At 46.5% G+C, this 12,591-nt stretch carries 9 protein-coding genes; all 9 read right to left on the minus strand.

From position 1 onward, the window contains the following. Nucleotides 1-51 precede the first annotated feature (51 nt). Nucleotides 52-1,116 carry a methylmalonyl Co-A mutase-associated GTPase MeaB gene (meaB, locus tag FQV26_RS10155; protein WP_146557365.1) on the minus strand — a complete coding sequence of 355 codons (1,065 nt, stop codon included), beginning with the start codon at nt 1,114-1,116 and terminating at the stop codon, nt 52-54. Beyond that, nucleotides 1,116-3,263, minus strand: coding sequence for a methylmalonyl-CoA mutase (gene scpA, locus FQV26_RS10160; RefSeq protein WP_146557366.1), 2,148 nt, complete (start codon nt 3,261-3,263; stop codon nt 1,116-1,118). The genes meaB and scpA overlap by 1 nt, the downstream gene beginning before the upstream one ends. 1 nt (nt 3,264) lies before the next feature. Continuing rightward, complete coding sequence (locus FQV26_RS10165) at nt 3,265-4,959, minus strand: methylmalonyl-CoA mutase family protein (RefSeq protein ID WP_146557367.1); 1,695 nt, start codon at nt 4,957-4,959, stop codon at nt 3,265-3,267. 97 nt (nt 4,960-5,056) lie between these two features. Next, the gene (locus tag FQV26_RS10170) at nt 5,057-6,400 is read right to left on the minus strand and encodes a dihydrolipoamide acetyltransferase family protein (RefSeq protein ID WP_146557368.1); all 1,344 of its coding nucleotides are present in this window, start codon (nt 6,398-6,400) and stop codon (nt 5,057-5,059) included. A 213-nt stretch (nt 6,401-6,613) separates the two neighbouring features. Continuing rightward, a complete protein-coding gene (locus FQV26_RS10175; RefSeq protein ID WP_146557369.1) occupies nt 6,614-7,597 on the minus strand; it encodes an alpha-ketoacid dehydrogenase subunit beta in 984 nt (327 codons plus the stop codon). After that, nucleotides 7,597-8,601, minus strand: a complete 1,005-nt coding sequence (locus FQV26_RS10180; protein ID WP_146557370.1) for a thiamine pyrophosphate-dependent dehydrogenase E1 component subunit alpha — start codon at nt 8,599-8,601, stop codon at nt 7,597-7,599. The genes FQV26_RS10175 and FQV26_RS10180 overlap by 1 nt, the downstream gene beginning before the upstream one ends. 13 nt (nt 8,602-8,614) lie before the next feature. Next, nucleotides 8,615-10,042: a dihydrolipoyl dehydrogenase gene (gene lpdA / locus FQV26_RS10185; RefSeq protein WP_146557371.1), complete on the minus strand. Its 1,428-nt coding sequence runs from the start codon at nt 10,040-10,042 to the stop codon at nt 8,615-8,617. A 75-nt stretch (nt 10,043-10,117) separates the two neighbouring features. After that, nucleotides 10,118-11,200 carry a butyrate kinase gene (buk, locus tag FQV26_RS10190; RefSeq protein WP_146557372.1) on the minus strand — a complete coding sequence of 361 codons (1,083 nt, stop codon included), beginning with the start codon at nt 11,198-11,200 and terminating at the stop codon, nt 10,118-10,120. A 294-nt stretch (nt 11,201-11,494) separates the two neighbouring features. Beyond that, nucleotides 11,495-12,589, minus strand: coding sequence for a Leu/Phe/Val dehydrogenase (locus FQV26_RS10195; protein WP_146557373.1), 1,095 nt, complete (start codon nt 12,587-12,589; stop codon nt 11,495-11,497). Nucleotides 12,590-12,591 lie beyond the last annotated feature (2 nt).

Genomic DNA, 12,591 nt, shown 5'->3' on the forward strand with positions numbered 1-12,591 from the left:
TATACTTGCTTCTATTATCATAGCAGGTGTTTAACGGACTTGCAAAAAAGCTTACTCAAAAAGACGCACGATTGCCTGGGCCACCGTCAATTCATCATCCAGCACCTGGTTTTCCAGCACTCTTACCAATTGACGCCTGTCTGCGTCGTCAAAAAAGCGGCTATGCAACTCATCCGTAATCATGGAGCGGAACCAGTCTTTGGTCTGTTCCTGCCGACGCTTTTTCCAATAGCCGCTGCTTTTCACAGCTGTTTCAAACTCCTGCACCATATCCCAGACATCCGGAATCCCGGTATTTTCGATGGAAGAAGCGGCAATCGGCCGGGTTGTCCAGCTGTCCGTAGCCGGCTGCAAAAAATGAAGCATCTGCTTGTATTCCGCCACAGTTTTTTTTGCCAGCCGTGCATTTTCCCCGTCCGCTTTATGAACAACGATGGCATCCGCTAACTCAAGTATCCCTTTTTTCATTCCCTGCAGTTCATCTCCAGCACCGGTCAATACCAGCAGCAGGAACATATCAACCATGCCTCGGACCAGCGTCTCGCTTTGGCCAACACCCACCGTCTCCACCAAGATCACATCGTACCCCGCTGCTTCACAAAGCAACATCGTTTCGCGTGTCTTTTTGTGGACACCGCCAAGAGTTCCTGCGGTAGGAGAAGGACGGATAAAGGCTCTTGGATTACGGGCCAGCTGTTCCATGCGTGTCTTGTCCCCGAGAATACTCCCGCCGGTAAGCGATGAACTGGGATCAATGGCCAAAACGGCCACCCGGTGTCCAAGCCCTGTCAACATTTCACCGAAGGTTTCAATAAAAGTGCTTTTTCCAGCCCCTGGTACGCCGGTAATACCGATGCGAATGCTGTCACCGGTATAAGGCAGCAATTGGTTAAGCAATTCTTGGCCATTCTTCTTGTGTTCCGGATTTGAACTTTCCAGCAAAGTGATCGCTTTACCTAAATAAAGTCGCGATCCACTCCGCACTCCATCTGCAATAATCCCAATATCCAAAACTTCTGCAGCCGGCTTCTTGAACTTTTTCCTCGGCAGGGCCTTCATGCCATCATGAGCGGCATGAACACCATCCATTACACGCCTGGATTTTTTTTGGTCCATCAGTCTGCCACTTCCTCGTAACCGAGACGCACGTAAATCTCTTCAATGACTTTTTGTGCCGCTACAGGTATTACAGTACCTGGTCCAAAAATGGCACTGGCGCCGTTATTGCGGAGAAATTCGTAGTCCTGTGCCGGAATGACTCCGCCGACAACAATCAGAATATCTTCACGGCCAATTTTCGAAAGCTCGGCTTTTAAATCGGGAACTAATGTCATATGCCCAGCTGCAAGCGAACTGACCCCAATTACATGGACATCATTTTCCGCTGCCTGCTGAGCGGTTTCTGCAGGCGTCTGAAACAATGGACCAATATCCACATCAAAGCCCAAATCGGCAAATGCTGTCGCAATGACTTTTGCTCCGCGATCATGACCATCCTGACCCATTTTGGCTATCAGAATACGCGGGCGGCGTCCCTCGTTTTCAATAAAGTCTTCCGTCATTTCTTTAACGATTTCCATTTCCTGCTGGTTTGAGAAATTCGAACTGTATACTCCACTCACTGAACGAATCACCGCCTTATGTCTTCCGGATGCTTTCTCGATGGCATCGGAAATTTCACCGAGAGATGCTCGGTGGCGTGCCGCTTCTATGGCACAGGCTAAAATATTGTCTTCTCCGCTTTTTGCCGCTTTTGCCAATGTTGTCAACGCAGCAGTGACTTTTTCATTGTCGCGTTCCGCTTTCATACGGTTCAGGCGCTCAATCTGTGTTTTACGGACCATCGTATTGTCGATGTTCAGAATATCAATCGGGTCTTCCTGATCCAGACGGTAACGATTAACTCCAATGATCACTTCTTCATTGGAATCGATCTGCGCTTGTTTTTTCGCCGCTGCTTCCTCGATACGCATTTTTGGCAAACCGGTTTCGATGGCTTTTGCCATACCACCCAATTCTTCAACTTCTTCAATCAATTCCCATGCTTTTTCCATCAATTCCTTGGTCAATGATTCTACATAATACGAACCGCCCCATGGATCGATGACATTGGTCATCATCGTTTCTTCTTGCAGAAATAATTGGGTATTGCGGGCGATGCGCGCCGAAAAATCTGTCGGCAACGCAATGGCTTCGTCAAGGGCATTCGTATGGAGCGATTGGGTGTGTCCCATTGCAGCGGCATTCGCTTCAATCAATGTCCGGGTTACGTTATTGAATGGATCTTGTTCGGTCAAGCTCCAGCCTGACGTCTGTGAATGTGTCCGCAGCGCCAACGCTTTGTCGTTCTTCGGTTCAAATGTTTTCATCATTTTGGCCCAGATTTCACGTCCGGCACGCATTTTGGCAATTTCCATAAAATAATTCATGCCGATGCCCCAGAAAAAGGACAAGCGAGGTGCAAAATGATCGATGCCAATGCCTGCAGCTAAGCCGGTACGGACATATTCAAGGCCATCAGCAAGCGTATACGCCAACTCGAGATCGGCGGTTGCTCCCGCTTCCTGAATATGATAGCCCGAAATCGAAATCGAATTGAATTTCGGCATATGGTCAGACGTGTATTTGAAGATATCTGCAATGATCCGCATAGACATGGCCGGAGGATAGATATACGTATTGCGGACCATGTATTCTTTTAAAATATCGTTTTGTATAGTGCCTGCCAACTGCTCCGGTGAAACACCCTGCTCTTCAGCTGCAACAATAAAGAAAGCCATGATTGGCACAACCGCTCCGTTCATTGTCATCGATACCGACATCTGATCTAGTGGAATGCCATCAAACAGGATTTTCATATCCTCAACACTGTCTATGGCAACACCTGCCTTGCCGACGTCTCCCACAACACGCTCATGATCCGAGTCATAGCCGCGGTGCGTTGCCAGGTCAAATGCCACGGATAAACCTTTCTGACCCATCGCTAAGTTGCGGCGGTAAAAAGCATTGCTTTCTTCAGCTGTTGAGAATCCTGCATATTGGCGAACGGTCCAAGGACGTGAAACATACATCGTTGGATAAGGACCGCGAACGTTTGGTGCAAATCCGGGTAAACTTTCTTCCAAAAAATCGATGTCTTTCTCTGTATAAGTCGGTTTGATGTCAATGCCTTCATTTGTGGTAAAGGTGCTCTGTTGTGCAACCGTCTTCGAAGCAACAGCTAATTGATCGAGCGTGACTTTGGAAAAATCCGGTTTAGCCATCTTATAGCGCCTCCTTTCCTAGAGCAAGAATTTTCTCGAGTTTCGCAGTCATGTGTTTGCCGGAATACAAGGTATCACGGATGCCGAATTCTGCCCATTCGGACAATTGTTCTTTCGGGTATTTTCCAGCAAGGTCAATACAGGCGTCGGCTTTCAATTGAGGAATGATAGCGGCAACAGCTTCCTTAGATCCGCAAAGCACCGCATAATCAATATTCTCATCGGCAAGGAATTGATTGATTTCTTCCGCCGTAGCCAAATATGTGCTGATCAATGGTTCAATTCCGCCAACCGCCAAAAATCCTGATACAAAATCTATTTGAGCTTTAATTTTTTTCAGTGGTTCGACCAGAACGATTGCTGATTTTAATGTTGTTACTTTGCTTTGTGCCCGTAGGTTTTCAAAAGGCGTCGCTAAGCGTTTTGCGGTCATGTATTCTAGATGGCCGTCGTCGATTTTTGCATCCTTGACCGGTTCCTGTGGATTGGCATAGATATTTGTGCCAATTAGCGACTGTTTACGCGTTGCCACATTTTTTTCCCGTTCAATCCACTTTGCCTGAATATCGTCTGTCAGCCAGCCGGATTTGATGACTTCTGAATAGCCGCCAGCTTCTTCAATTTCCAAAAAGTAATTCCAGGCAGCTTCTACATATTCTTTCGTCAATGTTTCGATAAAATAAGAACCTGCTGCGGGATCGATTACATGGGAGACATGTGCTTCTTCTTTAATGACCAATTGGACATTGCGGGCAATACGGCGGCTTGAAGGATCAGGTGCAGTCAAAAAATCATGTGGATGGACGGTATGGGCATCCGTTCCCCCAAGTACTGCTGCAAACGTAGAGTTTCCAGCACGCAATAAATTCACGTAAGGATCCAACTTTGAATACGAGCGGACAGAGGTTTCCGTAAATATCGGAATCGTTGGTGCCTCTTGTCCGTATGCTGAACTGAAAGCCTGCCACAATACACGGAATGCACGCAGCTTGGCGATCTCCTGGAAAAACTGAGTATCTATCGCAAAACGGATCCAGGTATTTTTAGCAGTATTGGAAAAATCGGCATCTTCCATTCGCTCTGATAAGATGCTGAGCGCGACTCCGAGTTCGTGTACTGCAGTTCCTCCTGCATGATGAATGGGGACGGTATCAACCAATTGGGTACGGACATTATCTGGTGCCTTAACTGTTTCCTCGGAGAAAATAACGCCTTGCACCTGAGGAAGGTGCTCTGGAGCCACAAAATCGAAGACCCGGAGAATGTTCTGGTCATCGCCGGTCAATTTAAAGTAAATCGGGTACTGGACAATCATTTCTGCTAATTCAATCAACTGTTCATTTGTCCAGTCAAATTTATGGAATCCTGTATAGACAACGGTTTCATTTCCACGGAGAATATCGTCTTTCATCAATGATAAATACTCTTGTGCTGAGTCTGCCATCACTTCCTGGGAAACGAGCCAGCTTGGCTGATGCTTGCCGTGCTGGATGGCAGCCACTTGTGCGGGCACATAATCACCCAGTTGATCGAGCATATCTTTAGTGTATAAAGGTTCAAGTGTCACATCTTCAATTGTTGGTGTTTTAAGCGTTTCTTCGAAGGGCTTGCCTTTAATCGCTTTTTCAGCAGCTTGCTGCCAGTCACTGTATGTACGCGTTGGAAATTTTGTTTTTTTCATCGAATCGATTGTCAAACTATTCCCTCCTCAAAGGCTATCTGCCTCTATTTTACCCGAGTAGACGCCGACATTAAAGAAAAAAAAGCTTGAAGTCCGAAGACTCCAGCTTTTCTTAATAAACTGACGTATTTTCTTTTGACATGTTTTCTAGAATTTCTTTGACGCGAGCCAAAAATTGGCCGCATACCAGACCGTCAAGAACACGGTGATCAAGCGACAAGCATAAATTGACCATATCACGTGCAGCAATCATGCCGTTATCCATGATAACTGGACGTTTGACAATCGACTCTACTTGCATAATGGCAGCCTGCGGATGGTTGATGATGCCCATCGACTGGACAGACCCGAACGAACCTGTGTTATTTACAGTAAACGTTCCGCCTTGCATATCTGCAGATTTCAATTTTCCGGAACGTGCTTTCAGCGCCAGTTCATTGACTTCCTTGCCGATGCCTTTAACTGATTTTTCGTCCGAGTTTTTAATAACTGGAACGAATAAGGCGTTGTCTGAAGCGACGGCAATGGAAATATTGATGTCCTTTTTCTGGATGATCTTATCACCTGCCCACATTGAATTCATCATCGGGAATTCCTTCAAAGCCTGGGAAACTGCTTTCACAAAGAAGGCAAAATAAGTAATATTGAAACCTTCTTTTTTCTTGAATTCACCTTTGATGGAATCGCGGTATTGAACCAAGTTGGTGACATCCACTTCAATCATCATCCATGCATGCGGAGCTTCGTGCTTGCTCTTCAGCATATTTGCAGCAATCGCTTTGCGGACTCCCGTGACCGGAATTTCAATATCTCCTGGTGCACTTTCGATCGGCGCAGCTGCGGCTTTTGGTGCTTCCTGCGAAACTTGCTGTGCAGCCGGCTCATCCTGCTTTGGAGTCTCTTCCTGAGCTTGAACTTTCGGTGCATCTCCCGCTTTCGGGATATTGCCGCTGTCAATCAGCGACATCAAATCTTTGCGTGTGATGCGCCCTTCATTTCCGGAGCCTTCCACTTGCGACAAGTCGATATCATTATCCTGAGCCAAGCGCAAAACAGCCGGCGAGTAGCGCCCTTTCGCACCAGATGATTTTACAGTCTGAGCAGATCCTTGCGTACCTTCAAGCTTCTCAGTCGGCTTTGCACCTGCTGCTGGCATTTCGGCCGCTTTCTCTCCACTCACAGGTTTTGCTTCCTCAACAGGTGCAGCGTCGCCGCCTTCAGTTTCAATGGTACAGACAATTTCGCCTACCGCTAAAGTTTCACCTTCTGATGCAATCAATTCCTTAATGGTTCCGGTAAACGATGATGGGACTTCCGCTGTCACTTTATCTGTATTAACTTCAGCAAGCGGGTCGTATTTATTCACATGATCACCTGGCGCGACGAGCCATTTTTCAATGGTTCCTTCTGTTACGCTTTCGCCCAGCTGAGGCATTTTAATGTTTTCAATAGCCAAGGGAATTCCTCCTTTACTTGATGGTATCCAGTCGTTCTATGGGAGCAGAGTAGATTCGCCAGAGTTGCACGGGCACTTCCGCTTTTCTTTTTGTCCAGCTCCAACGGCCAGCTCCTCGGGTCATAAGCCACGCTGGCTGTGCGGCGGAAACATGCCGCTTCGCCAGCGTGCCTTATGCCCGTCGAATCTACATGGGCGCTTACGCTTTTCGTTTTAAAACTCTGCTAGTTCTCTCATTGCTTTTTCAACTTTATCCGGGTTGATCATGAAGAATTTCTCCATGGTCGGTGCATAAGCCATTGCCGGGATATCCGGTCCAGCAAGACGTTTAATCGGAGCATCCAAATCGAATAGGCAGTTTTCGGCGATGATCGCAGCTACTTCTCCAATAATGCTTCCTTCTTTATTGTCTTCTGTAACCAGCAGCACTTTGCCGGTTTTCTTAGCGGCTTCGATGATGCCTTCTTTGTCCAACGGATAAATCGTCCGCAAATCTAAAACGTGCGCAGAGATTCCATCTTCCGCCAGGCGTTCTGCTGCTTGCAGTGCAAAGTGAACCGCTAAGCCATAAGTAATGACGGTGATGTCTTCACCTTCGCGTTTGACGTCCGCTTTGCCGATTTCAATCGTGTAGTCTTCTTCCGGTACTTCGCCTTTAATCAGGCGATAAGCACGTTTGTGTTCAAAAAACATGACGGGATCTTCGTCGCGGATTGCGGCTTTTAACAGTCCTTTTGCGTCATACGGTGTAGAGGGGATGACGATTTTCAAGCCAGGCTGGTTCGCAAAGATCGCTTCCACTGACTGGGAATGATAAAGAGCACCGTGTACGCCGCCGCCAAAAGGGGCGCGGAAAACGATTGGGCATGTCCAGTCGTTATTAGAACGGTAACGAATCCGCGATGCTTCAGAAATAATTTGGTTAACCGCCGGCATGATAAAGTCAGCAAATTGCATTTCTGCAATCGGCCGCAATCCATACATTGCCGCACCAATTCCAACTCCCGCAATCGCAGATTCCGCAAGAGGCGTATCCAAGACGCGGTCTTCGCCGAATTGATCATAGAGACCCTGTGTCGCTTTGAAGACACCGCCTTTTTTACCGACATCTTCTCCGAGTACAAAGACGTTTTCGTCACGCTCCATTTCTTCTTTCATGGCCAGCGTGATGGCATCAATATAAGACATAATGGCCATTATTCGTCTCCTCCTTCTTCGGCGTAGACATATTTCATCGCATGCTCTGGTTCTGCATACGGTGCATTTTCTGCATAGTCAGTCGCTTCATTGACCGTCACCATAATGCGGTCATTGATATCTTTCTCAATTTCGTCATTCATAATGCCATGCTCTTTCAGGTAAGCGCCGAATGTCAGGATCGGATCCGTCGATTTCTGCGCAGCTAATTCATCTGCTGAGCGATATTGGCGGTGATCATCATCCGAAGAGTGGGCTGTCATCCGTTCAGAAACAGTTTCGATCAAGCTTGGACCTTCGCCGCGGCGTGCACGGTCTGCTGCCTCTTTAACATGCTTATAAACTTCGATTGGATCGTTGCCGTCAATCGTCACACCCGGCATACCGTAGCCAATCGCACGGTCTGAAACGTTTTTGCTGGCAAGTTGGCGTTCTACCGGCACCGAAATCGCGTATTTATTGTTTTCGACCATGATTACTACCGGCAATTTGTGGACGCCGGCAAAGTTCATGCCTTCATGGAAGTCTCCTTGGTTGGATGAACCTTCACCAAGAGTTGTAAACGTAATAAAATCTTTTTTCTTCATTTTCCCTGCTAATGCAACGCCGACTGCGTGCGGCAATTGCGTCGTAACCGGTGATGATCCGGTCAGTATGCGATTGCTCTTCTGCCCAAAGTGACCCGGCATCTGGCGTCCTCCGGAGTTTGGATCTTCCGCTTTAGCAAAAGCTGAAAGCATCAAATCTTTTGGCGTCATTCCAAAATGCAGGACCACCCCGATATCGCGGTAGTAAGGAGCAATATAATCTTGTGTATTGTCAAGAGCGAAGGCTGCGCCAACCTGTGCTGCCTCCTGCCCCTGACATGAAATCACGAAGGGGATTTTCCCTGCGCGGTTTAAAAGCCACATGCGTTCATCCACACGGCGAGCCATCAACATCGTTTCGTACATTTTCAGTAAATCATCATTTGTTAAACCGATTTCTTCATGTTTAGAAGCCATTGTTTTTCCTCCTTTAACTATGAATTGCTTTGCCGTCAACTGCCAATGCCGCTTCGCCCATTACTTCTGAGAGCGTCGGATGCGGGTGGATCGTTTCGGCAATTTCCCATGGAGTTGCGTCTAAGACCATTGCCAGACCAGCTTCCGAGATCATGTCTGTAACATGCGGACCGATCATATGGACGCCAAGTATGTCGTTTGTATCTTTATCTGCGATAATTTTGACAAACCCATCCGATTCACCGTATACAAGCGCCTTACCGATGGCTTTAAAAGAAAATTTCCCGACTTTGACATCGTGTCCTTTTTCTTTTGCCTGATCTTCAGTGATGCCGACGCTAGCCGCTTCCGGATTGGAATAGATGCAGCGTGACACTAAATCGTAATCGATGGCATGCGGGTTGTTTCCTTTGATGTGCTCAATGGCCGTGATGCCTTCATGAGAAGCGACATGCGCCAATTGCAGCCCGCCGATTACATCACCGATTGCATATATATGAGATTCTTTTGTCTGGAAAGATTTTTTAACTTGAATAAAGCCTTTTTCGACGATGATGTCCGTATTTTCAATGCCAATGTTCTCAATATTTGCTTGACGTCCAACAGATACCAGCATTTTTTCAGCAGAAAAACTTTCGTTTTTGCCATTGATCTCTGCTTTGATTGTTACGCCGTTTTCTCCTGTTTCCAATGTATCCGCTAACACTTTGGCACTTGTCGCAAACTTGATGCCTTTTTTCTTCAATAGCTTCAACATTTCCTTGGAGATATCTTTATCTTCTGTAGGGATGATTCGGTCTGCATATTCAATGACGGTCACATCAACACCGAAATCATTAAGCATAGATGCCCATTCGATTCCTATTACTCCTCCACCGACAATAAGAATGGATTGCGGCAGGCTTTCCATTTTCAGCGCTTCATCCGAGGTCATGACAAATTCGCCATCAACGGTCAATCCCGGCAATGTGCGTGGACGAGATCCGGTAGCGATAATGACATTATTCGGGATAAGCATCTCGTTTTCTTCGCCATTCTTCATTTCAACAGAAATGGTTCCGGCGTTGGGTGAGAAAATAGATGGTCCAAGGATTCGGCCGATGCCTTCATAGACATCAATCTTGCCTTTTTTCATCAATCCTTGCACACCCGCATGCAATTGATCAACTATCCCTTGTTTGCGCTGCTGGACACGTGCAAAATCCAAAGTTACCTCACCTGTTTGAACCCCGAAATCCGCTGCGTGATTTTTGGTGGTTGAATAAACCTCCGCACTGCGAAGCAAAGCTTTGCTTGGAATACAGCCTCTATGTAAGCAAGTACCACCCAATTCGCCTTTTTCGACGATTGCTGTTTTTAAACCGAGTTGTGCAGAGCGAATCGCAGCTACATAACCGCCTGTTCCGCCGCCTAAAATGACGACATCATAATTTTGAGCCATGGATTTATCCTCCTCTATCTCTTCAATGCTCAGAAGGAATATCGATCATTTCCTCTGATTGAAGTTTATCACTAGTTAATACGGATAGATCTTTACGCGTTCTTCTCCGTTCAATACCCTTGCTGCACCTTCAGCAAGTGCTTGAAGTTCATTTTCACCGGGCTGGATTTCAACATCGGCAATCCAGCCAACCCGCTCAGTTATCGCTTCAACAAAACTTTCTCCGTAAGCAAGGCCGCCGGTCAGGATAATGGCATCTACCTGCCCCTTTAAGACCGCACTGGCAGCTCCGATTTCGCGGGCAACTTGATAAGCCATTGCCTGATAAATCAATTCAGCTTTTTCGTCGCCTTTTGAAATCCGCTTTTCTACTTTGACTACATCATTGGTCCCCAGATAGGCAAACAGCCCGCCTTTTCCTACTAATCTCTTCAAAATTTCTTGATGGCTGAATTGTCCGGAATAGCATAATTCCACTAAATCACCTGCCGGTACTGTTCCAGCCCGTTCAGGACTGAATGGTCCATCACCATGCAAACCGTTGTTGACATCGATGACACGGCCGCCTTGATGAACACCTACTGTGATGCCGCGTCCCATATGAGCGATGATTAATCGGACCTCTTCATAGGACCGGCCAATTTTTTGTGCATAACGGCGGGCAACTGCTTTGTGGTTGAGAGCATGGAATATGGATTTTCGTTCAATTGACGAGAATCCCGATATACGTGCAATCGGCTCCAGCTCATCCACAACTACCGGATCGACGATAAATGCCGGAATATTTAAACCGTCTGCAATTTCAAAGGCAATAATGCCTCCTAAGTTGGAAGCATGCTGTCCAGAATACCCTTGCCGTAGATCGTTCATCATCCCATCATTAACTGCATAAGTTCCGCCTTGAATGGGACGGAGCAAGCCGCCCCTTCCACAAACTGCTGCCAAATTAGAAACATTCATTCCCTCTTCATCCAGAGCTTCTAAAATAGCGCCTTTTCTGAAAAAATGCTGTTCCGCGATGCTTGGAAATTTCCCAATATCTTCTGCTGTATGGCCTATGGTCTTCTCCATAATCAGAATATCGTTGTCAAAAACACCGATTTTAGTCGAGCTGGGGGCAGGGTTAATGACTAGAATTCGATTCAGCTGTTTTTGCACTCCGATCCCCCATTTCTATTATATAGTGAACCTATTTTCCGCAATTGTCGATAATCGGTATGTTATTAAACGCTGTAGCAAGTAAAATTCAGTTCTTTTGTTTAATCCACATCTCAATAAGGCATCCATCCGTAAAACGAAAGAAGAAGCCAGGTTTACTTGACCTGGCTTCTTACGGGAGCTATGCCCAAAGCGGCCGAAGCAGTATGAAGACAAAAATTTTCAATTGAATTTTTCTTCCATGCTGCTGACGGTCAATAAAGGCATCGAACTTTCACTGATCAAAGGCTCCCTTTATCTTCTGCTTAAAATATTGTGTTCATTTCTTAGGAATTGGGTTCTAGAATTGCGAACGCGCTCAATACGTTCTTCAGCCATACGATCTGCAGCAATATAACTTGGAACGTTATCACGTTTTGAGATAGCAAAGATTTTCGTAATGCTGTCATAGATGGTTTCTACACGCTTCATCGCACGCTCGTTGTTGTAGCCGTACAATTCATCTGCAACATTGATTACCCCGCCTGAGTTGATAACGAAATCTGGTGCATAAACAATTCCGCGTGCTTCAAGCTCATCTCCGTGGCGTTGTTCTTTCAATTGGTTGTTGGCAGATCCCGCAACTACTTTTACTTTTAACTGTGGGATCGTGTCATCATTGATGATAGCGCCCATTGCACACGGAGCGAAAATATCCGCTTCTTGCGAGTAAATATCGTTTGGTGCAACTGCTGTTGCGCCAAATGCTTCCACTGCACGCTGCACAGCTTCTTGATTAATATCGGTCACGATTAATTTTGCGCCTTCTTTATGAAGATATTCGCAAAGCGGGTAAGCTACATTTCCGACGCCTTGAACTGCTACAGTTTTGCCTTCCAATGAATCGTCGCCGAATGCTTCCATTGCAGCAGCTTTCATGCCGATATAGGCTCCGTATGCAGTAACCGGTGACGGATTGCCTGAAGAACCGAATGCTGGAGAAATCCCTGTAACAAAGTCTGTTTCTTCATGGATCAAGTCCATGTCCGCAACAGTCGTCCCAACGTCTTCAGCAGTTATATAGCGCCCATTTAAGCCTTGTATAAAGCGTCCGAATGCACGGAACATTTCTTCGTTTTTGTCTTTTAGCGGATCGCCGATAATAACTGTTTTTCCGCCGCCAAGATTAAGTCCGGCTGCAGCATTTTTATATGTCATTCCGCGTCCAAGGCGGATTGCGTCTTCGATCGCTTCTTCTTCTGTTGCATAATTCCACATGCGCGTTCCGCCAAGTGCCGGTCCGAGCGTTGTGTCATGGATGCAGATGATGGCTTTAAGCCCTGAGTTTTTATCTTGGCAAAAAATTAATTGTTCGTAGTCGTGCTGTTCCATTCTCTTGAAAATTTCCATTG

Source organism: Planococcus sp. CPCC 101016 (genome assembly GCF_007859295.1).
GTDB lineage: Bacteria > Bacillota > Bacilli > Bacillales_A > Planococcaceae > Planococcus.

What these genes read in the sequence shown, in the direction of transcription:
- FQV26_RS10195 (WP_146557373.1), bottom strand. Translation starts at nt 12,589, where the DNA reads ATGGAAATTTTCAAGAGAATGGAACAGCACGACTACGAACAATTAATT.
- meaB (WP_146557365.1), bottom strand. Translation starts at nt 1,116, where the DNA reads ATGGACCAAAAAAAATCCAGGCGTGTAATGGATGGTGTTCATGCCGCT.
- lpdA (WP_146557371.1), bottom strand. Translation starts at nt 10,042, where the DNA reads ATGGCTCAAAATTATGATGTCGTCATTTTAGGCGGCGGAACAGGCGGT.
- scpA (WP_146557366.1), bottom strand. Translation starts at nt 3,263, where the DNA reads ATGGCTAAACCGGATTTTTCCAAAGTCACGCTCGATCAATTAGCTGTT.
- FQV26_RS10175 (WP_146557369.1), bottom strand. Translation starts at nt 7,597, where the DNA reads ATGGCCATTATGTCTTATATTGATGCCATCACGCTGGCCATGAAAGAA.
- FQV26_RS10180 (WP_146557370.1), bottom strand. Translation starts at nt 8,601, where the DNA reads ATGGCTTCTAAACATGAAGAAATCGGTTTAACAAATGATGATTTACTG.